Source organism: Roseateles subflavus (genome assembly GCF_030285365.1).
Lineage (GTDB): Bacteria > Pseudomonadota > Gammaproteobacteria > Burkholderiales > Burkholderiaceae_C > Roseateles_B > Roseateles_B subflavus.
On the sequence record NZ_JASVDS010000003.1, the window covers coordinates 41,928 to 64,781 of the forward strand.

20 protein-coding genes are annotated in these 22,854 nt (G+C 70.0%); 16 read left to right on the top strand and 4 right to left on the bottom strand.

Annotated features, from left to right (window positions below):
- Positions 1 to 85 precede the first annotated feature (85 nt).
- The 12 genes from def to QRD43_RS11245 all read left to right on the top strand — a co-directional run bounded on the left by def (position 86) and on the right by QRD43_RS11245 (position 13,590).
- Positions 86 to 601 carry a peptide deformylase gene (def, locus tag QRD43_RS11190; protein ID WP_285982569.1) on the top strand — a complete coding sequence of 172 codons (516 nt, stop codon included), beginning with the start codon at positions 86 to 88 and terminating at the stop codon, positions 599 to 601.
- A 5-nt stretch (positions 602 to 606) separates the two neighbouring features.
- Entirely contained in the window at positions 607 to 1,575 is a 969-nt protein-coding gene (fmt, locus tag QRD43_RS11195) for a methionyl-tRNA formyltransferase (protein ID WP_285983165.1), read from the top strand.
- Between the two features lie 50 nt (positions 1,576 to 1,625).
- Complete coding sequence (gene htpX / locus QRD43_RS11200) at positions 1,626 to 2,474, top strand: zinc metalloprotease HtpX (RefSeq protein WP_285982570.1); 849 nt, start codon at positions 1,626 to 1,628, stop codon at positions 2,472 to 2,474.
- 35 nt (positions 2,475 to 2,509) lie between these two features.
- Positions 2,510 to 2,941 (top strand): hypothetical protein, encoded by a 432-nt coding sequence (locus tag QRD43_RS11205; protein ID WP_285982571.1) that lies wholly within the window; start codon positions 2,510 to 2,512, stop codon positions 2,939 to 2,941.
- Between the two features lie 161 nt (positions 2,942 to 3,102).
- Positions 3,103 to 3,873: a head GIN domain-containing protein gene (locus QRD43_RS11210; protein ID WP_285982572.1), complete on the top strand. Its 771-nt coding sequence runs from the start codon at positions 3,103 to 3,105 to the stop codon at positions 3,871 to 3,873.
- Between the two features lie 171 nt (positions 3,874 to 4,044).
- Entirely contained in the window at positions 4,045 to 5,946 is a 1,902-nt protein-coding gene (locus QRD43_RS11215) for a polysaccharide biosynthesis protein (RefSeq protein WP_285982573.1), read from the top strand.
- 84 nt (positions 5,947 to 6,030) lie between these two features.
- A complete protein-coding gene (locus QRD43_RS11220; protein WP_285982574.1) occupies positions 6,031 to 6,768 on the top strand; it encodes an AzlC family ABC transporter permease in 738 nt (245 codons plus the stop codon).
- A gap of 8 nt (positions 6,769 to 6,776) precedes the next feature.
- On the top strand, positions 6,777 to 7,097 hold the full coding sequence (locus tag QRD43_RS11225; RefSeq protein WP_285983166.1) for an AzlD domain-containing protein: 321 nt from the start codon (positions 6,777 to 6,779) through the stop codon (positions 7,095 to 7,097).
- A gap of 128 nt (positions 7,098 to 7,225) precedes the next feature.
- A complete protein-coding gene (locus QRD43_RS11230; RefSeq protein WP_285982575.1) occupies positions 7,226 to 8,419 on the top strand; it encodes a phosphoglycerate kinase in 1,194 nt (397 codons plus the stop codon).
- 225 nt (positions 8,420 to 8,644) lie between these two features.
- A complete protein-coding gene (locus QRD43_RS11235) occupies positions 8,645 to 10,972 on the top strand; it encodes an NADP-dependent malic enzyme (RefSeq protein ID WP_285982576.1) in 2,328 nt (775 codons plus the stop codon).
- Positions 10,973 to 11,278: 306 nt separating this feature from the next.
- The gene (gene pyk / locus QRD43_RS11240) at positions 11,279 to 12,709 is read left to right on the top strand and encodes a pyruvate kinase (RefSeq protein ID WP_434063865.1); all 1,431 of its coding nucleotides are present in this window, start codon (positions 11,279 to 11,281) and stop codon (positions 12,707 to 12,709) included.
- Positions 12,710 to 12,801: 92 nt separating this feature from the next.
- Positions 12,802 to 13,590, top strand: coding sequence for a substrate-binding periplasmic protein (locus tag QRD43_RS11245; RefSeq protein ID WP_285982577.1), 789 nt, complete (start codon positions 12,802 to 12,804; stop codon positions 13,588 to 13,590).
- Positions 13,591 to 13,608: 18 nt separating this feature from the next.
- Here QRD43_RS11245 and QRD43_RS11250 read toward each other — a convergent pair whose 3' ends face one another.
- A complete protein-coding gene (locus QRD43_RS11250; protein ID WP_285982578.1) occupies positions 13,609 to 14,628 on the bottom strand; it encodes an STAS-like domain-containing protein in 1,020 nt (339 codons plus the stop codon).
- Between the two features lie 394 nt (positions 14,629 to 15,022).
- Here QRD43_RS11250 and fba point away from each other — a divergent pair, with 394 nt between their 5' ends.
- The 3 genes from fba to QRD43_RS11265 all read left to right on the top strand — a co-directional run bounded on the left by fba (position 15,023) and on the right by QRD43_RS11265 (position 18,327).
- Positions 15,023 to 16,087: a class II fructose-bisphosphate aldolase gene (fba, locus tag QRD43_RS11255; RefSeq protein ID WP_285982579.1), complete on the top strand. Its 1,065-nt coding sequence runs from the start codon at positions 15,023 to 15,025 to the stop codon at positions 16,085 to 16,087.
- Positions 16,088 to 16,199: 112 nt separating this feature from the next.
- A complete protein-coding gene (locus tag QRD43_RS11260; RefSeq protein ID WP_434063866.1) occupies positions 16,200 to 17,096 on the top strand; it encodes a phosphoribosylaminoimidazolesuccinocarboxamide synthase in 897 nt (298 codons plus the stop codon).
- A 118-nt stretch (positions 17,097 to 17,214) separates the two neighbouring features.
- Positions 17,215 to 18,327, top strand: coding sequence for a hypothetical protein (locus tag QRD43_RS11265; protein ID WP_285982581.1), 1,113 nt, complete (start codon positions 17,215 to 17,217; stop codon positions 18,325 to 18,327).
- 20 nt (positions 18,328 to 18,347) lie between these two features.
- On the opposite strand, the gene QRD43_RS11270 is transcribed toward QRD43_RS11265, so the two are convergent.
- The 3 genes from QRD43_RS11270 to QRD43_RS11280 all read right to left on the bottom strand — a co-directional run bounded on the left by QRD43_RS11270 (position 18,348) and on the right by QRD43_RS11280 (position 22,181).
- Positions 18,348 to 19,037 carry a glutathione S-transferase family protein gene (locus tag QRD43_RS11270; RefSeq protein WP_285982582.1) on the bottom strand — a complete coding sequence of 230 codons (690 nt, stop codon included), beginning with the start codon at positions 19,035 to 19,037 and terminating at the stop codon, positions 18,348 to 18,350.
- A 122-nt stretch (positions 19,038 to 19,159) separates the two neighbouring features.
- Positions 19,160 to 20,125, bottom strand: coding sequence for a complex I NDUFA9 subunit family protein (locus QRD43_RS11275; RefSeq protein WP_285982583.1), 966 nt, complete (start codon positions 20,123 to 20,125; stop codon positions 19,160 to 19,162).
- Between the two features lie 49 nt (positions 20,126 to 20,174).
- Positions 20,175 to 22,181, bottom strand: coding sequence for a lytic transglycosylase domain-containing protein (locus QRD43_RS11280; protein WP_285982584.1), 2,007 nt, complete (start codon positions 22,179 to 22,181; stop codon positions 20,175 to 20,177).
- A gap of 96 nt (positions 22,182 to 22,277) precedes the next feature.
- Between QRD43_RS11280 and QRD43_RS11285 the strand changes: the two genes are divergently transcribed.
- Positions 22,278 to 22,844, top strand: coding sequence for a 5-formyltetrahydrofolate cyclo-ligase (locus QRD43_RS11285; RefSeq protein WP_285982585.1), 567 nt, complete (start codon positions 22,278 to 22,280; stop codon positions 22,842 to 22,844).
- Positions 22,845 to 22,854 lie beyond the last annotated feature (10 nt).

The following is a 22,854-nucleotide window of genomic DNA, read 5'->3' on the forward strand; positions in this document are numbered from 1 at the left end:
GAATCCCGCCGGAGCATCGATGCTCTTGCAGGCACTTACAAAGCCGCGTTGTGGATTGTCCACAGCGCGGCATTGGAACTCCGAGATGGCCAAACTGAATATCCTTCGTTACCCCGACCCGCGTCTGCATACTGTCGCTCAAACCGTGGCCGTCGTGGACGACCGTATCCGCCAGCTGGTGGACGACATGCTCGAGACCATGTACGCCGCCGAGGGCGTGGGCCTGGCCGCCACCCAGGTGGACGTCCACGAGCGCGTGGTGGTGATCGACACCTCCGAAGAGCGCAACGAGCCGCGCGTGCTGATCAACCCCGAGATCATCGAGACCGGCGGCGCGCTGCGCGACGGCGAGGAGGGCTGCCTCTCCGTGCCGACCATCTACGACAAGGTGGCGCGCCACGAGCGCGTCAAGGTGCGCGCCCTGGATCGCGACGGCCAGCCCTACGAGTTCGAGGCCGAGGGCCTGCTGTCGGTGTGCGTGCAGCATGAGCTGGATCACCTGAAGGGCAAGGTCTTCGTCGAGTATCTGAGCTCGCTCAAGCGCGACCGTATCAAGACCAAGCTGGCCAAGAAGGCCCGCGACGAGCAGCCGCGTCGCTGATGGGACTGCGCGTCGCCTTCGCCGGAACGCCGGAATTCGCGGCCGTCGCCCTGCAGGCCCTGCTGGCCGCAGGCTTTGAGGTTCCCCTGGTCCTGACGCAGCCCGACCGCCCCGCCGGCCGCGGCATGAAGCTGCAGGCCTCGCCGGTCAAGCAGGTGGCGCAGCAGCATGGCATCCCGGTCAGCCAGCCGCTGAGCCTGCGCCTGGATGGCAAGCATCCCGGCGAGGCTGCGGCCGGCCGCGAGGCGCTGCTGGCCGCCCGGCCGGACCTCCTCGTGGTGGCGGCCTATGGCCTGATCCTGCCCCAGTGGGTGCTGGACCTCCCGCGCCTGGGCTGCCTGAACATCCACGCCTCGCTGCTGCCGCGCTGGCGTGGCGCTGCGCCCATCCACCGGGCCATCGAGGCGGGCGATGCCGAGACGGGCATCACCATCATGCAGATGGACGCGGGCCTGGACACGGGCGACATGCTGCTCATCGAGCGCCTGCCCATCGCGGCCGATGACACCACCGCCAGCCTGCATGACAAGCTCGCCGTGCTGGGCGGCCGCCTGATGGTCGAGGCGCTGGAGCTGGCCGCATGCGGCGGGTTCCGGCCGGAGCGTCAGCCCGAGGCCGGGGTCTGCTATGCCCACAAGATCGAGAAGGCCGAGAGCGACATCGACTGGACGCTGCCGGCCGCCGCCATCGAGCGCCGCCTGCGGGCCTTCGATCCCTTCCCGGGTGGCCTGAGCCATCTGGACGGGGAGGCGCTCAAGATCTGGAAGGCGCAGCCGGCACCCGGTACCGGCCAGCCCGGCGAGGTGCTCGCGGCCGATGCGTCTGGCCTGCTGGTGGCCTGCGGCGAGGGGGCGCTGCGCCTGACCGAGCTGCAGCGGGCAGGCGGCAAGCGCCTGCCGGCGGCGGCCTTCCTGCAGTCGCGGCCGGTGCCGGTGGGCACGGTCTTGAAATCGGCAGCGGCCAGCCCCACCTGACACCTCAGCCGCGCCGCGGTCCCTGGTCTGTCCTATCGGAGGAGTGAGCGATGTTCAACATGATGAAGACTGCCATCCTGATGGCCGCCATCACCGCGCTGTTCATGGCGATCGGCTCGGTGCTGGGCGGCCAGCAGGGCATGGTCCTCGCGCTGCTGATCGCGCTGGGCATGAACTTCTTCAGCTACTGGTTCTCCGACAAGCTCGTCCTGCGCATGTACAACGCGCAGGAGGTCGACGAGTCCAGCGCCCCGCAGTTCTACCGCATGGTGCGGGAGCTGGCCCAGCGGGCCGGCCTGCCCATGCCGCGCGTCTACCTGATCGAAGAAGACGCGCCCAATGCCTTCGCGACCGGCCGCAATCCCGACCATGCGGCCGTGGCCGCGACCACCGGCATCCTGCGCGTGCTGTCCGAGCGTGAACTGCGCGGCGTCATGGCCCATGAGCTCGCCCATGTGCAGCACCGGGACATCCTCATCTCCACCATCAGCGCCACCATGGCCGGTGCCATCGGCATGCTGGGCAACTTCGCGATGCTGTTCGGCGGGCGGGACAGCGAGGGCCGCCAGACCAACCCCCTCGTGGGCCTGCTGGTGATGATCCTCGCCCCCATCGCCGCCAGCCTGATCCAGATGGCCATCAGCCGCGCCCGCGAGTTCGAGGCCGACCGCGGCGGCGCCGAGATCTCGGGCGACCCGGCGGCCCTGGCCTCGGCGCTGGACAAGATCCACCGCTACGCCCAGGGCCTGCCCATGGAGGTGGCGGAGCGCCATCCCGAGACGGCGCAGATGATGATCATGAACCCGCTCTCCGCGGGCGGCATCAAGGGGCTGTTTTCCACGCATCCGGCCACGGAGGAACGGATTGCACGGCTGATGGAGATGGCGCGCCAGCGCTGACTCAAGACTGCCGCAGATCAGCCGATAAGCCGGGCATGACGCGCATTTCCCACCCCTTGCGCCGGCGCCTGGCCGTCGGCCTGCTGCTCCTGCCGCTGGCCGGCTGCGAATGGCTGGGCATCGACGATCCGGCCAAGCTGGCCGCCGCCAAGGAGGCTGAGGGCAAGGCCGTGGGCAGCGCCTGCCGCCATGCGCAGCGCGCCATCGAGGACTGCTACACGCTCAATCCCAAGGCGCAGAAGGCCGCCGTCTTCTCGGGCTGGAAGGAGATGGACGAGTACATGCGCGAGAACAAGCTCGAAGGCATCGCGCCCGTGGTGCCCCGTCCTGGCACGAGCAAGCCGGCCGACGAGGAGGCCGCGGGTGGCGATCACGGGGCCGAGAAGGCCGCGGACAAGGCGTCCGACAAGACCGCGGAGAAGGGCGGCGCCAAGACGGACAAGGCCGCCGCCAAGGGCGGTCACTGAGCGGTCACTGAGCGGCCACTGAGCGGGGCCGAAGCGGGGCCCGCGCGGGCTTCCTGCATCTGGTGCCGCCGTTCCTGCATTTCGTCTGAGTCGGCTCGCCAGCGGCGGACGGGCTTTGCATCATGCGTCCATCGTCAACGCATGAGACAAGGATCCCCACCATGAGCACCACCACGCGCCGCTTCTTCGCCGTCACGCTGCTGGGCAGCGCCGCCCTGCTGAGCACCGGCGCCGCGCAGGCCTGGTCCTGGAGCTGGGGCTCCGGCGAGCGTGTCACCGGCGAGGGCGAGATCACCAGCGAGCGCCGTGATGTCAGCGGCTACGACGCCGTTGCCCTCGAAGGCAGCTTCAAGGTGCAGATCCGCCAAGGCAGCGGCCACAAGCTGGAACTGCGCGCCGAACGCAACCTGCTGCCCTACATCGAGACCCGCGTGGTCGATGGCAGCAAGGGCCGCACGCTGGAGATTCAGACGCGCCGCGGCTACCACCTGAGCACCAAGCAGGCACCGGTCATCGAGATCGAGATGCCGGCGCTGCGCGGCGTGTCCATTGCCGGCTCGGGCACGATCAAGGTCGACCCCATCAGCGCGCCTGATCTCAAGGCCAGCATCAGCGGCTCGGGAGACATCCACCTGAACGGCGTCAAGAGCGAGCGCGTCGCCATGACCATCTCCGGCAGCGGGGACATCATCGCCAGCGGCTCCACCGCGAACCTGAGCGTCTCGGTGGCGGGCAGCGGCGACGTCAAGGCCCGCGACCTGCAGGCCGACGAGGCCAAGGTCAGCATCGCCGGCAGCGGCGACGTCATCGTGGCCGCCAACAAGCTGCTGAAGGTCTCCATCGCCGGCTCCGGGGACGTCGCCTATGTCGGCAATCCCGAGCTGAGCTTCTCGTCCGCCGGCAGCGGCAAGGTGCGCAAGCTCAACAACTGAGCCCGACCACCCCGGACCCCTCGCGACAGGGCCGGCCGCCCCTCACCGGGCGCCGGCCCTTTTTGCTGGGCACGACACGGCGGGGCGGTGCCGGCCTGCCGCTCCTTAGAATCACGCCCAGTCCCGGGGCCGCAGTCCGACCCCGGCCGCATCAGTCACACGGGGAACGGCTTGAGCCAGGTCAGCCAGGGAAAGGCAGCAGCGAGCGAGGAATGGGGCCTGGGTCGGCTGGTCGCGCTACCGTCCTGGGTCAAGACCGCGCTGCTGGTGGCCGGGGACGCGCTCTTCCTGCCCCTGTGCATGTTCACCTCCGTGGTGCTGCGCCTGGGCACGCTGGACGAGGCCGTGCAGACGGCGCTGCCCGCGCAGATCGTCTTCGCCTGGCTGGCGATCCCGGTGCTGGCCGCGGCGGGGCTGTACCGCTCCGTCGTGCGCTACCTGGACTTGCGGGTGATCGCCCGCTGCAGCGCGGCGCTGGCCGTCGAGGTGCTGCTGGTCTACAGCCTCGCCCAGCTGACTGACCTGCGCATGCTGCCGCGGTCGTCGATGCTGATCTTCTGGTTCATCACCTTCGCCTACGTGCTCATCTCGCGCTTTCTGGCGCGGGCCCTGCTGTGGGGCGCGCTGCAGCGGCACGGGCGGCCGCTGGTGCGCACGCTCATCTACGGTGCCGGGGCCGCGGGCGCCCAGCTTGCGCAAAGCATGCAGTTCAGCCCCGAATACCGCGCGGTGGGCTTCGTGGACGACGCGCCGGCGCTGCACGGCAAGAAGGTCGCGGGCCTGGACGTCCTGCCCGCCGCCCGCCTGAAGAGCGTGGCGGACAAGCTCGCCGTCGACCTCATCGTCGTGGCGGTCCCCTCGGCCGGCCCGGTGGTGCGCCGTCGCATCATGGAGCTCGCGGAGGGCACGGGCCGTCCGGTCAAGACGCTGCCGGGCCTCGTGGACCTGGTGCAGGGCGATGTGCGGGTGTCCGACATCCGCGAGGTGGCGCTGCCCGACCTGCTGGGGCGTGACGTCGTTCCGCCCGATGCCAGCCTGTTCAGCCGCAACATCCGCGGCAAGGCCGTGCTGGTGACCGGCGCCGGCGGTTCCATCGGCAGCGAGCTGTGCCGCCAGATCATCAGCCAGCGCCCGGCGGTGCTGATCCTGCTGGACCACTCCGAGTTCGCGCTGTACAGCATCGAGCAGGAGCTGCGCCCGCAGGCGCAAGACCTGACCCTCGAGACCGTGCTGGGCAGCGTGCTGGACGAGGACCTGCTGATGCAGCTGATGCGCGGCCACCAGGTTGACACCGTCTACCACGCCGCGGCCTACAAGCACGTGCCGCTCGTCGAGGCCAACGTGCTGCGCGGCATCTCCAACAACGTCTTCGGCTCGCAGGCCGTGGCGCGCTGCGCGGCGGCGGCCGGCGTGTCGACCTGCGTGCTCGTGTCCACCGACAAGGCCGTGCGTCCGACCAACATCATGGGTAGCACGAAGCGTGCGGCCGAGCTGATCTTCCAGGCGGCGGCCCGGGAGGCGGGGCACCGCACCACCTTCGCGATGGTCCGCTTCGGCAACGTGCTCGGATCCTCGGGCTCCGTGGTGCCGCTGTTCAAGCGCCAGATCCAGGACGGCGGCCCCATCACCATCACGCACCCGGACATCATCCGCTACTTCATGCTGATCCCCGAGGCGGCGCAGCTCGTGATCCAGGCGGGGGCGATGGCCGAGGGCGGCGAGGTCTTCGTGCTGGACATGGGCGAGCCCGTGCGCATCGTGGACCTGGCGCGGACGCTGATCCGCCTGTCGGGCCTGACCGAGCGCACCGAGCGCCAGCCGGACGGCGACATCGCCATCGAGTTCGTCGGCCTGCGTCCCGGCGAGAAGCTCTACGAGGAGCTGCTGATCGGGGACGGCGTCACGCCCAGCGCGCATCCCCGCATCCTGTGCGCCCACGAGCGCCTGCTCGAGCCGGCCGTGCTGGAGCCGCTGCTCGCCGCGTTGCGCGAGGCCTGCCGCACGGGCGACGCGGGCGGCGCGGTGGCGCAGCTGCGCCGCCTGGTGCCGGAGTACCAACCCGCGGCCCAGTAGCCTTCTGCGGCAGAGAAGGGCGCACTGCGGGCTTGCGATGCCCGAGTGCCAGCACCGTGAACGCCGGCTGGCGACAATGCAGGCATGAGCAGTACCTTCCTGGCGCTCCGGCGCCGTCCCGAATTTCGCGAGGGCGCCCGCGACATGCTGGGCATCACGCTCGGCATCTCGGCCTGGGGGCTGGTCACCGGCGTGGCCATGATCAAGAGCGGGCTGTCGCTGCCGCTGGCGCTGATGATGAGCCTGACCGTCTTCGCCGGCAGCTCGCAACTCGCGGCGCTGCCGCTCCTGGCCGCCGGCGCGCCGCTGTGGGTGCTGTGGGCCACGGCCTTCTGCGTGAACCTGCGCTTCGTGATCTTCAGTGCGCAGTGGCGCTTCTACCTGGGGCACCTGCCGCGGCGCTGGCGGCTGTTCACCGGCTACTTCGCGGCCGATCTCAACTACGTCGCCTTCATGCGCCGCTACCCCGAACCCAAGCCCGCCGACGAGCCGGCGCTGGCCTACTTCTGGGGCGGCGTGGCGCTGAACTGGAGCGCCTGGCAGGTGCCGTCCATCGCCGGCATCCTGCTGGCGGACCGGGTGCCGACCGAATGGGGACTCGGCTTCGCCGGCGTGCTGGCGTTGCTGGGCCTGACCTACTCGCTGCTGTCCGACCGCAAGAGCTGGATCTCCGCGGGCGTGGCCGGCTGTGCGGCGGTGGCGAGCTATGCCCTGCCGCTGAAGCTCAACATCGTCGTCGCCATCGCGGCCGCCGTGGCCATGGGCCTGCTGCTGGACCACTGGATGCCCGACGCCAGGAAGCCCGAGGAGGCCGTCAAGTGAACGAGTGGATGACCGCCCTGGCCATCGCCGGGCTGGCCCTGATCACGGTGCTGGCCCGCGGCTTCTTCATGATCCCCGAGCGCGAGATTCCCATGCCGGACTGGGCGAAGCAGGGGCTGCGCTATGCGCCACTCGCCGCGCTGGCGGCCGTGGTGCTGCCGCAGATCGTGATGACCCCCGACGGCCAGTTGCTGCACACCTGGCAGGACGCGCGGCTCTACGCGGCAGCGGTCGGGACGGCCTACTTCTTCTGGAAGCGCGGCATCCTGGGCACGATTCTCAGCGGCACGGCGGTGATGCTGGCCCTGCGCATCGGCCTGGGCTGGTAAGCGCCTTGTCCTCGGGTACGTGCCCGGTACGCAAGGGCCCCGCCGGGGGGGCTTGGTAAGCTAGAGGGCTTGCGCTGCCTGGCACCGCCTCGCGCAGCCCCCGAATTCCAATCCCAATCGAGAGACTCATGAACGTTCTGCGTTTTTCCGACCTCGTGGCCGCCGGCAAGGTCGCCGGCCAGCGCGTCTTCATCCGTGCCGACCTGAACGTCCCCCAGGACGACGCCGGTCACATCACCGAAGACACCCGCATCCGCGCCTCCATCCCCGCGATCGAGATGGCGCTCAAGGCCGGTGCCGCCGTGATGGTCACCTCGCACCTGGGCCGTCCCACCGAGGGCGAGTTCAAGCCGGAGGATTCCCTGGCCCCCATCGCCCAGCGCATGGGCGAGCTGATGGGGCGTGAAGTGCCGGTGATCGCCAACTGGGTGGACGGCGTGAGCGTCGAGCCGGGCCAGTTGGTGCTGCTGGAGAACTGCCGCGTCAACAAGGGCGAGAAGAAGAACAGCGAGGAGCTGGCGAAGAAGATGGCCGCCCTGTGCGACATCTACGTCAACGACGCCTTCGGCACCGCCCACCGCGCCGAGGGGACGACCTACGGCATCGCCCAGTTCGCGAAGATCGCCTGCGCCGGCCCGCTGCTGGCGGCCGAAATCGACGCCATCACCCTGGCGCTGGCCAATCCGAAGCGCCCGCTCGTGGCCATCGTGGCGGGCTCCAAGGTCTCGACCAAGCTGACCATCCTGCAGTCGCTGTCCAAGAACGTCGACGGCCTCGTGGTGGGCGGCGGCATCGCCAACACCTTCATGCTGGCCGCCGGCCTGAAGATCGGCAAGTCGCTGGCCGAGCCCGATCTCGTGGGTGAAGCCACGGCCGTGATCGAGTCGATGAAGGCCCGTGGCGCCGCGGTGCCCATCCCGGTCGACGTGGTGACTGCCAAGACCTTCGCCGCCGATGCGCCGGCCACCGTCAAGGCCGCGACGGAGGTGGCGGACGACGACCTGATCCTCGACATCGGCCCCAAGACCGCCGCCATCCTGGCCGAGCAGCTCAAGGCCGCGGGCACCATCGTCTGGAACGGCCCGGTGGGCGTGTTCGAGTTCGACGCCTTCGCCCACGGCACCGAGACCATCGCCCGCGCCATCGCGGACAGCAGCGCCTTCAGCATTGCCGGCGGTGGCGACACCCTGGCTGCGATCGCCAAGTACGGCATCGAGAAGGACGTGGGCTACATCTCCACCGGCGGCGGCGCCTTCCTCGAGGTGCTGGAAGGCAAGACCCTGCCGGCCTTCGAGATCCTGGCCAAGCGCGCCAACGGCTGATCTTCGCTCCTGCGCCTGAGGAAGCCCGGCTCGCCCGGGCTTTTTCTTGCCTGCATCGCGGCTCGGCGGAAGCTGGCTTGCCTGGTCGCGAAGGCCAGCAGCCCCGTGTTTGCGATTTGTGCATGAGGGGCAAAGGACTCGGCATCAGCGCGGCATGAAACCGTCATGTACCCGGGAGTAAGCTGGTCGGCCCTGCAGTCCATACAGCTACAAGAGGAGACCCGGATGGCTGAGAAAGAGCCCTTGTCGCCGGCCGAGAGCGCCTTGCGCGACGCCGCGCTGGAATACCACCGCGCGCCGACCCGCGGCAAGATCGCCGTCACGCCTACCAAGGCCCTGTCCAACCAGCGCGACCTCTCGCTGGCCTACTCGCCCGGTGTGGCCTATGCCTGCCTGGCCATTGAGGAGGACCCGAGCCTCGCCGCCGAGTACACCTCGCGCGCCAACCTCGTCGGCGTGATCACCAATGGCACGGCCGTGCTGGGCCTGGGGGACATCGGCCCCCTGGCCGGCAAGCCGGTGATGGAAGGCAAGGGCTGCCTGTTCAAGAAGTTCGCCGGCGTCGACGTCTTCGACATCGAGCTGGCCGAGCGCGATCCCGACAAGCTCGTGGACATCATCGCCGCCATGGAGCCCACGCTCGGCGGCGTGAACCTTGAGGACATCAAGGCGCCCGAGTGCTTCTACATCGAGAAGAAGCTCTCCGAGCGCATGAACATTCCCGTCTTCCACGACGACCAGCACGGCACCGCCATCATCAGCAGCGCCGCGCTGCTCAACGGTCTGGAGCTGGTGGGCAAGGCCATCGGGCAGGTGAAGCTGGCGGTCTCGGGCGCGGGGGCCGCGGCCATCGCCTGCCTGGACGTGATGGTCGGCCTCGGCGTGAAGCGCGAGAACGTCTTCGTCTGCGATTCCAAGGGCCTGATCCAGAGCGAGCGCGCCGATGCGCAGGCCGGCAAGCTGGACGAGTCCAAGCAGCGCTACTGCCAGGTCACGAGCGCCCGCACGCTGGCCGACGTGGTGGCCGGTGCCGACGTCTTCTTGGGCTGCTCGGCCGCCGGCGTGCTGACGCCGGAGATGGTCACCACGATGGCCGACAAGCCCATCATCCTGGCCCTGGCCAATCCCGAGCCCGAGATCCGCCCCGAGCTGGCCAAGGCCGTGCGCCCGGACTGCATCATCGCGACGGGCCGCTCGGACTACCCGAACCAGGTCAACAACGTCCTGTGCTTCCCCTACATCTTCCGCGGCGCCCTGGACTGCGGCGCGACCAAGATCACCGAGGCCATGAAGCTGGCCTGCGTGCGCGAGATCGCGGCGCTGGCCAAGGCCGAGATGAGCGATGAGGTGGCCGCCGCCTACGCGGGCCAGGAGCTGGCCTTCGGCCCGGACTACCTCATCCCCAAGCCCTTCGACGCCCGCCTGATCCTGCGCATCGCGCCCGCCGTGGCCGAGGCTGCTGCGGCCTCCGGCGTCGCCACGCGCCCCATCGCCGATCTGGCGGCCTACCGCGAGCAGCTCTCTCGCTTCGTCTATCAGACCGGCATGTTCATGCGCCCGGTCTTTACCGCGGCCAAGGCCGAGTACCTCGAGGGCCAGGCCCGCGTGATCTACGCGGAAGGCGAGGACGAGCGTGTGCTGCGCGCGGTGCAGGTCGCCCTCGACGAGAAGCTCACCCGCCCGACGCTGATCGGCCGCCCCGAGGTCATCCAGATGCGCCTGCAGCGCGCCGGCCTTCGCATGAAGCTCGGCGAGGACGTCCAGGTCATCGACCCCGACAACGACGCGCGCTTCCGCCACTACTGGGAGCGGTATCACCAGGTCATGGGCCGCCGCGGCGTGACGCCGGAGATGGCCAAGGCCGCGGTGCGCCGCTCGGCCACGACCATCGGCGCGCTGGCCATCGAGCTGGGCGATGCCGACGCCATGATCTGCGGCATGGTGGGACGTTTCGAGTCGCACCTGGAGCATGTGTCCGACCTCATCGGGCTCAAGGCCGGCGTGCAGAACTTCGCCACGCTCAATGCGCTGATGCTGGAGCAGCACACGCTCTTCATCACGGACACCTTCGTCAACGAGGACCCCAGCGCCGAGCAGCTGGCCGAGATCGCCGCCATGGCCGCCGAGGAGATGCGCCGCTTCGGCCTGCCGCCCAAGGTGGCCTTCCTGTCGCACTCGATGTTCGGCTCCAGCAAGCGCGCCTCGGCCCAGAAGATGCGCCGCGCCCGCGAGCTCTTCGTCCAGCATGCCCCGGACGTGGAATGCGACGGCGAGATGCATGGCGACGCGGCCCTCAGCGAGTCGGTGCGCGCCACCTTCCTGCCGGACAGCACGCTCAAGGGCGCGGCCAACCTGCTGGTGCTGCCAAGCCTGGACTCGGCGAACATCCTCTTCAACGTGCTGAAGATCACCAGCGGCCAAGGCGTCACCGTGGGCCCGATGCTGCTGGGCGCGGCCCGTCCGGTGCACATCCTCACGCCCTCGGCGACCGTGCGACGCATCGTCAACATGACCGCCTTGGCCGTGGCCGAGGTTCGTGCGGGTAGGAATTGACCACCCCCTACGGCCTTCGGCCGCCCCCTCAAGGGGGCACGCCTGACGGCCCGGCTGAGCCGGATCCGCAGGCGTCGCTCTGAACGAACCCCGCCGGGTTGCGCCGGCGGGGTTCTTTGTTTGTGGGCACGCCGCGTCCTGGCGATGCTCGGTCGTGCACTTGCGCTTCGAGCCTTCCCCGCCCTCCCGAAACCCCTCGCAGCCGATGCCCTCACCCCGCCCCGCTTGGTAACCTCATGAAATCGACTTCCCGCTCTAATTGCGGCACATAATCGTTTCCTGTAACTTAATTTCAGCGAGCTGCCCATGACCCGTGCCACCAAGATCGTTGCCACTCTCGGTCCCGCGTCTTCCACCCCCGAGGTGCTGGAGCGCATGATCCGGGCGGGGGTGGACGTGGTGCGGCTGAACTTCTCGCACGGCAAGGCGCAGGACCACATCGACCGCGCCCGCATGGTGCGCGAGGCCGCCGCCGCCGTCGGCAAGGAAGTGGCCATCATGGCCGACCTGCAGGGCCCCAAGATCCGCGTCGGCAAGTTCGAGAACGGCAAGATCGAGCTGGTCAACGGCACGAAGTTCATCCTCGACGCGAACCGGACCGAGCTGGGCAATGAAGAGATCGTGGGCCTGGACTACAAGGAGCTGCCCCGCGACGTGAAGCCCGGCGACACGCTGCTGCTCAACGACGGCCTGCTCGTGCTGACCGTCGAGGCGGTGCGCGGTGCGCAGGTCCACACCATCGTCAAGCTCGGCGGTGAGCTGTCCAACAACAAGGGCATCAACAAGCAGGGCGGCGGCCTCACCGCGCCGGCCCTGACCGCCAAGGACATGGAGGACATCAAGACCGCCATGTCCTTCCAGTGCGAGTACCTGGCCGTGAGCTTCCCCAAGAACGCCACCGACATGGAGATGGCCCGCCAGCTGGCCAACGTGGCCGGCGAGCCCTGGCGCCACAAGCCCGGCATGATCGCCAAGATCGAGCGCAGCGAGGCCATTCCGCACCTGGAGGCCATCCTCAAGGCCTCCGACGGCATCATGGTCGCCCGTGGCGATCTGGCCGTGGAGGTGGGCAACGCCGCCGTGCCGGCGCTGCAGAAGCGCATGATCCGCATGGCCCGCGAGCTGGACAAGGTCGCCATCACCGCCACGCAGATGATGGAGTCCATGATCGTCAATCCGGTGCCCACGCGCGCCGAGGTGTCGGACGTGGCCAATGCCGTGCTCGACGGCACCGACGCCGTGATGCTCTCGGCCGAGACGGCCGCCGGCAAGTTCCCCGTCGAGACCATCGAGCAGATGGCGGCCATCGCGCTGGAGGCCGAGATCGCCGAGTTCGTCACCATTGACACCGACTTCACCAACCGCCAGTTCGGCCGCATCGACCAGGCCATCGCCATGGGCGCGCTGTTCACGGCCCACCACCTGGGCTGCAAGGCGATCCTGGCGCTGACCGAGTCCGGCTCCACCGCGCTCTGGATGAGCCGCCACCGCATCCACGTGCCCATCTTCGGCCTGACCACCACGCCGCAGTCGCAGCGCAAGATGACGCTCTACCGCAATGTGCGCCCGCTGCTGATGCCCAAGTACGAGGACCGCGACGTCGCGCTGAAGGCCGCAGAGCAGCTGCTCGTCGAGCGCGGCGTGCTGATGCCCGGCGACACCTACGCCATCACCTGCGGCGAGCCCATGGGCTATCCGGGCGGCACCAACATGCTGAAGGTCTGCCGGGTCGAGTAAAGCTGCACGCGGCGGCCGTGGTCGTCGCGTCCGGCCGCCCCCGCCTGGCGTAAGCTCCCGGCCCTGCGCGGCATGGGGTCGCGCGCGCCTGCATGCCCGTCTCTCGCCCTCCGTCTGCGCCTGCCGATCTGTCCCGTCGTCGTCTGCTTCAGGGCCTGATGGTGGCGGGCGCCGGTGCCTGGCCGCGCGTGGGCTGGAGTGCCTCGGCGTCCTCGCCCGACGCCCTGATGCAGGTGCCGCTGGCTGTCGGTGACCACGTCAACCGGGATTTCGTCCTGCCCCTGCTGAACCTGCTCGCGCAGGCCGCCGGCTGGCGTTGGGACCTGCAGTTCGCCCCCATGGCCCGCGTGCTGGCCCTGCTGGAGCGGGGTGACTGCCTGGCCTTCGGCCTCGGTCGCACGCCCGCCCGTGAAGGGCTCCTGGCGTTCAGCGACCCGCTCTTCAGCTCGCGCGTCTGGCCCGTGTACCGCCGGGGCCGGGCGCTGCAGGTACGCAGTCTCGCCGACCTGCAGGGGCGGACCGTCTGCCTCAGCCGGGCCGCGAGCTACGGCGCCCAGGTGGACGCGGCCAAGGGCCGCGATTTCCGCGTCGAGTATGCCGACGGCGACCCTCGTAACCGGCTGCGCATGCTGCTCGCCGACCGCTGCGACGTCGCGCTGATGACGCATCGCAGCGCCGATCCTGCGGCGCTGGAGCGGCGTCTGCGGGAGGAGGGCGGGCTGCCGCTGCAGGTGCACATCGGCCCCGTGCCGCTGGTCAGCGAACCCGTTCACATCGCCGGCGCGCTGGGCAGTCCGTGGCTGCGCGTGCTGCCGGCCCTCAACGCGGGTATGCGCCGCCAGCAGCCGGCCATCCAGGCCCTGGTCGACAGCTCGCTGTAGCGCCGGGGCCCGGCGCGTTCAGGACTTCTGCGCGCTGCGCACGAGCGCCTCGATGCGCGGCGTCATGTTCGTCGGCACCAGCTCCACTTCCTGGTGGGCGCGGGCGAAGACCCGGAAGAGCTCGTCCGTGAAGCCGTGGCCCACGTCCTCCACGCCCTCGAAGCTGACCTCGGCCCGCTTGAACTGCGGCAGCCGGGCGGCCACCCGCCGCGCCTGCGCCCGTGAATCCAGCGCCTGGCCCGGCCCGGCCACCAGGCGCAGGTTGATCTTGGTCTGGTCGAACTCGATGCCCGTGCCGTCGGTGCTCCAGGCCTCCAGCACCTGGTCCAGCGTGCGGGAGCTGTCCAGTGCGATGGACATGTAGATCGAGCTGCCCTGTCGCGGCAGCGGACGCCCCGGCTGCCAGCCCGTCGATTCCCAGGCGCGGCGCTGGAAGGCCGTCCCGTTGGCGTGGATGTCGAACACGTCGGCGAGCTGCGAGCTGAAGAAGAGCCCGCGGCCGGTGTGCATCTGCGGCTGGCTCGTCAGGCGGCCTTTGGACAGCTCCAGCATCGCGTGCTGAGGGTCGGCGATGTCAAAGGACTCGCAGATGCGGTTGAACACGCCGCAGCCGTCGTCCGAGACCAGCAGCTGCACGTGGCTGGGCGTCTGGCGCAGCGAGACCGTGACGCTCGTGCCGCCGCTGTGGTCCACCGCGTTGTTCACCAGTTCCGTGAAGCCGTGCTGGACCATGCGGGCGACATGGCGGGGCAGGGCGAAGTTGGGCGCGAAGTCCCGCTGCCAGGGCAGGTCCTCCTGCAAGCCATGCAGCGAGTAGGTCCGCACCACCTGCCGCAGCACGCCCGGGCCATAGACGGGACGGCGCGTGCTGCCTTCACGTGTGAGCCACTGGGCATCGACCAGCCGGCGCAGGGCCGACAGCACCGCGCGGTGGCTGGCCCCGGTGCGCTCCTCGACGTGCGCCGGCAGATCCAGCGAATGCTCACGGGCTGCCGCGGTGATCCACAGCGTGAGATGGTCGACGGACAGTCGGGTCATGAATGCTCCATGAGAGGGCTGCCAGTGTCGCCGCAAGCCCCCGCAGGCCAGGCGCGCAACAGCGGGTGCAAGGGCGGACCGGTCCGCCGCTTGGGATCGGCGCAACACACCAGTGGCGGACCAGTTGCGAGCCTAGCCCGCAGACCGCCCCTTCGCAAGCGACCCAACCCGGCCCCGGCGCCCCCGTGAGCGCCACCCCGGCACCCGACTTGCGGGGGCCGGCGCGAGGCTTGCCGGGGTCGGGCGCCGGTTTTGGCGGCCCTCGCCGCTAGAATCCCGGGCAGTTACGGCGCGGTTACATGCCTATGCTCAAGCCTGCCCGGTGATCCGGCCGGGCTCCCGGGCCTGCCGCCAGTCGCGCCAGCAGGATTTTTCACTTCCTCGGAGTTTCATCATGGCCCTCGTTTCCATGCGCCAGTTGCTGGACCATGCCGCCGAGCACGGCTACGGCATCCCGGCCTTCAACGTCAACAATCTGGAGCAGGTGCAGGCCGTGATGGCCGCCGCTGACGAGGTCGGCGCCCCGGTGATCCTGCAGGCCAGCGCCGGCGCCCGCAAGTACGCCGGCGAAAGCTTCATCAAGCACCTGATCCAGGCGGCCGTCGAGGCCTACCCGCACATCCCCCTGGTGATGCACCAGGATCACGGCACCAGCCCCAAGGTCTGCTCGGGCGCCATCGACCTCGGCTTCGGCTCGGTCATGATGGACGGCTCGCTGATGGAAGACGGCAAGACCCCGTCGTCCTTCGACTACAACGTGGACGTCACCCGCAAGGTCGTGGAGATGGCCCACAAAGTCGGCGTGACCGTCGAGGGCGAGCTGGGCTGCCTGGGCAACCTCGAGACCGGTGACGCCGGCGAGGAAGACGGCATCGGCGCCGCCGGCAAGCTGGACCACAGCCAGATGCTGACCGACCCGGAAGAGGCCGCCACCTTCGTGAAGGCCACGCAGCTGGACGCCCTGGCCATCGCCATCGGCACGAGCCACGGCGCCTACAAGTTCTCGCGCAAGCCCACGGGCGACATCCTCGCCATCAGCCGCGTGAAGGAAATCCACAAGCGCATCCCGAACACCCACCTGGTGATGCACGGCTCGTCCTCGGTGCCCGCCGAGCTGCTGGCCATCATCAACCAGTACGGCGGCCAGATGAAGGAAACCTACGGCGTGCCCGTCGAGGAGATCCAGGAAGCCATCAAGCACGGCGTGCGCAAGATCAACATCGACACCGACATCCGCCTGGCCATGACCGGCGCGGTGCGCAAGTTCCTGTTCGAGAACCCGGACAAGTTCGATGCCCGCGAGTGGCTGAAGCCGGCCCGCGAGGCCGCCAAGCAGGTCTGCAAGGCCCGCTACCTGGAATTCGGCTGCGAGGGCCAGGCCGCCAAGATCAAGCCCCTGACCCTTGTTCAGGTGGCCGAGGCCTACGCCCGTGGCGAACTGGCCCAAGTCGTGCAATGATTGACTGACGAAGACGAAGCTCCACGAACTTGACCCGCAGGTCGCGAGACCCGCGGGTCTTTTTTTGCCTGCGCCACCCTTAAAATCGGCGCCTCTTCGACGGATGCCCACCATGACCGCTGCCCTGCTGAACTCCTCCATCACCTCGCTCCCCCTCCTGGCCCGCGGCAAGGTGCGTGAGAACTACGCAGTCGGTGAAGACCGCATCCTGATGATCGCCAGCGACCGCATCTCGGCCTACGACGTCATCATGGGCGAACCCATCCCGGGCAAGGGCGCGCTGCTCACGAAGATGGCGCTGTTCTGGTTCGACAAGCTCGACGGCATCGTCCCGAACCACCTGACGGGCGAGGACCCGCTGTCGGTCGTCTCCGAGGCCGAGCGCGAGCAGGTGCGGGATCGCGCCATGCTCGTCAAGCGCCTGAAGCCCCTGCCCATCGAGGCCGTGGTCCGCGGCTACCTGGCCGGCAGCGGCTGGGCCGAGTACAAGGAGAGCGGCAAGGTCTGCGGTGTCGAGCTGCCGGCCGGCCTGCAGAACGCCTCCAAGCTGCCCCAGCCGATCTTCACGCCTGCCACCAAGGCCGAGATGGGCGACCACGACGAGAACATCGACTTCGACCGCTGCGTGGCCATCATCGGCCGCGAGCTCGCCGAGCAGGTCCGTGACATCGCGATCCAGCTCTACCAGCGCGCGGCGGACTATGCCCTGACCAAGGGCATCATCATCGCGGACACCAAGTTCGAGTTCGGCCTGGACGCCGATGGCACGCTCACGCTCATGGACGAGGTGCTGACGCCCGACTCTTCCCGCTACTGGCCTGCCGAGAGCTACGCCGTCGGCAGCAATCCGCCGAGCTACGACAAGCAGTTCCTGCGCGACTGGCTGGAGCAGGCCCAGGTGGACGGCAAGCCCTGGGGCAAGGTGGCCCCGGCGCCGCAACTGCCCGCCGAAGTGATCGAGAAGACGTCCGCCAAGTACCAGGAAGCCCTGGAGCGCCTGACGCGCTGAACTTGATCCAGACGAGGCGCGAGGGCGCCGCCGTCTGGCAAGCTGCACCGCTGTCGAATCAACCGCCGCCCTGCAGGGGGCATGCGTCCGGTCGGGCGCCGAAGTGAGGGAGTCTTGCATGGAGATCAAGTCGCGCCTGCTCAAGCAGCTGGACAAGGAGATTGCCGAGGCCCGGAGCCCGGTGCCCGCGGCCTGCCTCAAGGCACGACGCGCCATCCTGCTGGCCCGTCATGGCGCCCTCAACGAGGCCCGCGAGCAGCTGACGGTGCTCCACCAGATGGCCTTCCAGCATCCGCATCCCGAGGTGGGCGCCTGGCTGCATCTGGCCGAGGGCCTGATGAGCTACTACACCGACTTCGGCTCGAGCGCCCAGGAGAAGATCCAGCGCGCGCTGAGCATCGCCCGCAACATCCAGCAGGTGGAAGTCGAGGCGCTGTCGCATGCCTGGCTGGCGCAGCTGGCCTATGTGCGCCATGACCTGCCCGTCGTGCTGACCCACGCGGCGGAATGCCTGCGCGTGGCCGCCCCCGAGCACCACGTCGCGCGCGGCCGCGTGCACATGGTGCTGGGCGTGTGCTGGCAGTACGCCGGCCAGCTCGACCAGGCGCTGCCGTGGTTCCAGCGCTCGCGCGCCTATGCCGCGGCGGATGGCGACGACGCCACCATCTCCGCCCTCATGTACAACATGGCCGTGATGCGCACGGCGCAGGTGCGCTGGAAGGCCCTGGCCACGGCGGCCGCCCAGGCGCCCGAGCTGCTGCTGGGCGTGGACTCGGTCAAGCACTACGACGCCGCCGTGGGCGCCGCCGTGCTCGCGGAGCTGACGCCGCTGCTGCGCGCGCAGATCCTCACCATCCAGGGCGACTTCGTGCAGGCCAAGGCGCTCTACGAGGAGCACCTGCCCCTGGCCATCTCGCGGGGCCTGGCCCGGCTGGGCAGCAGTCTGATGTCCGACCTGGCCTGGTGCCGCCTGAACTGCGACCAGCCCGAGGCGGCTCTCCAGCAGGCACGCGAGTCCGAGGTGGAGCTGGACCCGCTGTGCGACGTCGACGACCGCGCTGCCACCCACACCCGCCTGGCGCAGATCTTCGCGGCCGTGGGCGAGGCGGACCGTGCGGCGCACCATGCCGAGCGCGCCGCTGCCGAGTGGGCCGAGTTCGCCCGCCAGCAGCGGGAATGGGGCGACGCCCTGGCGGCGTCCGGGCTCAAGGCGGATCCGCTGCGCCGCTGAGGCCCACGCGCAGGCCGCCCTCAGGCCTGGGACGGTGCCGTGCGGTAGGGCTCGTCGTCCGCGATGAAATCGTGCTCGGCCAGGGCCTGCGTGATCCAGTCACGCACACCGGGTGCGGCGGCAAGGCGATCCACATAGGCCCCCACGGCGGCGGGCACGGGCAGGCCATAGGTGCGGATGCGCATGGCCACCGGCGCATAGAAGGCATCGGCCGCGCCAAAGTCCCCGAACAGGAAGGGGCCGCCGCTCGCGCTCAGCGCGTTCTCCAGCAGCTCGCACACGCGCGCCAGGTCCTTGCGCAGGCCGGCCTCAGCGGCCATCAGCTCGGCGCCCTTGGCCCGCAGATCGGCCTCGATGTTCATGGGGCAGTGCGTGCGCAGCTGGCCGAAGCCCGAGTGCATTTCGGCGCAGAGGCTGCGGGCGCGGGCGCGCAGGCGGGCGTCCCGCGGCCAGACGCCGGCCTCGGGGTGGCGCTCGGCCAGGTACTCGGCAATGGCCAGGGTGTCCCACACGGCGAAGCCGTCATCCTCGATCAGCACGGGCACCTTGCCGGCCGGTGTGTGCGCGGCGAGGGCCTGGTAGAAGGGCGAACCCTCGCTGAAATCGAAGCGCAGCATCACCTCCTCGAAGCCAATGCCCAGGCCCTTGGCCAGCACCCAGGGGCGCATGGACCAGGACGAGTAGTTCTTGTTGCCGATGACCAGCTTCATGGGGAGTCTCCTCTCGGGGTTCAATGGGGGAGGCCGAAGCTTAGGGGCTGAGGCCGCTTCGCAGTGCTGACAAATCGGCAAGTGATTGATGCGCGCCGCGAATGGGTGCGCTCAAGGGCGCCTCAGCGGTCCGAACGCAGACGCCAGCGGTCGAGCTGCGCGGCCCGCGGTGCCGCCGCCAGGACGCCACGCACGCTGCGGGGTGCAATGCCCAGCTCGTGCAGTCCCGGGAGCTGGTCGCTGGCCACGTTGGGCACGCGCATCGAGTCCAGGTTGTCGCGGGACATCAGCGGCTCGCCGGGCAGGCACTCCATGAACACCGCCTGCAGCCAGGCCAGCGGCGCGGGCAGCGGCAGGATGGGGCGTGGCTGGCTGAGGCACTCGCCGGCCAGGTGCACGAGCTCGCGCAGGCGCCGCTCCTCCGGGCCGGCGGCCTCGTAGACGCGCCCCGCCGTGCCGGGCAGCTCGATGAGCCGGCGCAGCGCGAGGGCCACATCCTCCACCCACACCGGCTGGAAGCGGGCGTCGGCGCCGGCCAGCGGCACCAGGGGGAAGACGCGCTGCAGGTCGGCGAACAGGTTCAGGAAGCGGTCCTCGGCCCCGAAGATGACCGAGGGCCGCACGATGTGCCAGGGCAGGCCCGCCGCGCGGATCACCGCCTCGCCCCGCGCCTTGGAACGCAGATAGCGCGAGGGGGCGTCCTCGCTGACGCCCAGTGCGCTGACGTGCAGGATCCGCCGCCTGCCCGACTCTCCTTCGGCCGCCTCGCAGGCCCGCACCAGACGCTGCGGCCAGCGCACGTGGGCCGCCTCGAAGGCGGCCTCGCTGCCCTGCAGGATGGCGATCAGGTTCACGACGACGTCGGCCGCCTCGACGAGCCGAGCGAGCGTGGCGTCGTCATGGACATCGGCCTGGAGCACTGTCACGCCCGGCAGCACGCTCAGCGACTTGCCATGGGCCGGGCGCCGCGTGGGGACCGTGATGCGCCCGTAGCCGGCCGCGACCAGCTGACGGCACAGGGCACGGCCGACGAAGCCGGTGCCGCCCAGGATCAGCAGGCGTGGGCCGGGGGCGAGGAACTCGGACATCTCAGACTCCTGGAAAAAATGCCGGCGACCGTCGAGAACGGTGGCCGATTCAGGGCAGATCCTGGTTGGCCAGGGGCGCCGCCTGGTCCCGCGGACCGACGGTGCTGCCCAGCCGCTCGCGCAGCGTGGCACGGGGCATGCCCATCAGGCGGGCATACACCGTGGCGTTGGCCAGCACCTTCTTCACATAGTCGCGGGTTTCGTTGAAGGGCACGTTCTCGGCCCACAGCGAGGCGTCCAGCACCTGGCCCTCGCGCCAGCGGCGGGGACGGCCGGGGCCGGCGTTGTAGGCGGCGGCGGCCAGGGGCATGGCGCCGCCGAAATCGTCCAGCACCAGCTTCAGGTAGCCGGTGCCGATGCGCAGGTTGAAGTCCCGGTCCAGCAGGTACTCCGGCCGGTACTCGATGCCCAGCTTCTTCGCCGTCCACTTGGCGGTGGCCGGCATCACCTGCATCAATCCGCTGGCGCCCACGTGCGAGCGGGCGTCCTGGATGAAGCGGGACTCCTGGCGGATGAGCCCGTAGACATAGGGCAGATCCAGCCCGACCTCACCGGCCTTGGCGCTCAGCTCCTTCAGCAGGGGTTGCGGGAATCGCTGGTTGACGTCGATCTCGGTGCGCGTGCGCTCGCTGCTGTTGATGCAGCGGTCCCAGACCTCGCGGTCGCAGGCCAGCTGCGCCGCGGCCAGCAGCTCGCGGTCGCCCATGCCGCGCAGGCTGAAGTTCCATTCCCTGACGCCTTCGTTGCGCAGCCCGGTGGCGATCAGTGCGAGGGCGCGGTTCAGCCCGCCGTGCGTGAAGGCGACGCCGCGTTCATGGGGCGTGAGCGGGGCAGGCGCGGGAGGCAGCGGCAGCGTGAGACCGAGGTCATCGGCCGCCAGCTGGCCATAGAAGTGCAGGGGATTGGCCATGGCCTGCAGCGCGGCGCGGGCCTGCTGGCGCTGGGGCTCACCCGCGGCACCGGCCGGCGCCTGGCTGAGCTGCAGCCGCGCGCGCCAGTAGGCCCAGACGGGTTCCTTGGCCTCGAAGGCCTGCAGCGCCTCGTGCGCGGCGTTGTAGAGCGCGGGGCGACCGCGGCCCTGCTCGGCCCGCAGTGCGGCGCGGGCGATCCAGGCCCAGCTGTCCTCGCTCCAGTCCCGCGCCGCGGGCCGGCCCTGCAGCTTGATCGCCTGCTCGGCGTAGTCCGCGGCGTCAGGCAGCAGACGGAACGCCGCCTGCTTGGCCACCTGCGCCCAGGCCCAGGCCGCCAGCTCGTTCGGCAGGCCCTGGGCCCAGCGCTGCTGCAGGGCATCGGCGGCCTGGGCCGGGTCGTTGCCGGCGAGCTTGATGACCGCCAGCGTGGCCAGCTCGGCCTGCGAGCGGCCCAGCGAGGCGACCTTGCGCGCCATGAAGCGGGCGTTGTTGTCCAGCGCCTCCTGGGCGGCGGCCTGCGCGGGCTTGGGCAGCAGCTCCATCGCCTGGCGGATGGCGCGGGGCCGGGCGTATTCCACGGAGAGCCGCAGCTTGGTCCAGACGTCCGCCGGGCCCAGCTTGCGCGCCTCGACGAGGGCGCTGGCCAGCGCCGCGCAGCCGTCGTCGCCGTCCTTCTGGGCGAGCCATGCCGCCCGGCCGCGCTCGCGCACGTCGCGCCCCTGTGCGTGCTCGGCGAGCAGGCCGTAGCAGGTGACCTCGCGGTCGTCGGCCATCTTGAAGCGCGGCAGTTCACGCTGGAAATTGCTCCAGTCCCGGCGGCGGCCGAGTTCCAGCAGCCAGTCATTGCGCAGGCGATCCTCGACGTAGGTGCCGGGGAAGCGTGCGTAGAAGTCCTCGAGGTCCTGCGGGCCGAGCTCCGTCAGCCGCAGTCCGTAGTCCCAGTAGGCCACCCAGGGCGCGAGCGGGTGCTGGCTGGCCTGCGCCTGCGCGGACGCCGCCTGCAGGCGCTTGCGGTCCCGGGCCTTGAGCGCATCACGGGCTTCCGTGAGCAGGTCCGCCTGCGCGCCGCCCAGGGGCAGGGGAATGGCCTGGGCCTGGACCCCGGCGGCTGCCAGGCCCAGCAGGCCGGCGGTGATGAGGGTCACGAACCGGCGGGTGGCGTGACGATGGCCCGAGGGCGCCGGCGTGGCGCGGGGCGCTCCATATACTGCGTTCAATGCGTGTCCTTGATGGGGTATCCCGTGTCGACCAATACTTCGCCCGATCGGGCCGTCCTGCGCCAGACGCTGTTGCAGCAGCGCCGTGAGTTCATCGCCTCGCCGGCCTTTGCCGCGGCCGAGCAGCAGCTCGGCCAGCGTCTGCTCGGCCTGCTGGAGCAGCTCGAGCCGCAGTGCCTGGGCTTGTATTGGCCGCTTGAAGGCGAATTTAACGCAGCCGCGCTGCTGGCGTCGGCCTCGGGGCTGCAGGAGTGCACCCTCGCGCTGCCCTTTGCGCGCAAGGCGAACCGCCAGATGGACTTCCGCCGCTGGGATCGCCAGCCGCCGGCCGTGCAGGACGAGTGCGGCATCCCCAGCAGCGCCGGGGCCGTGGTCCAGCCGGATGTGCTGCTCGTGCCCTGCGTCGGCTTCACCCTGGCGGGCTTCCGGCTGGGTTATGGCGGCGGCTACTACGACCGCTGGCTGGCGGCCCATCCGGGCGTGACCACCGTGGGCCTGGCCTGGCAGGCCGGGCAGATCGAGCTGTCGGTGCAGCCGCACGACCAGCCCCTCACCATCGTGCTGACGGAAGCGGGCCTGATCGCGCCCTGAGCCCGGGGCC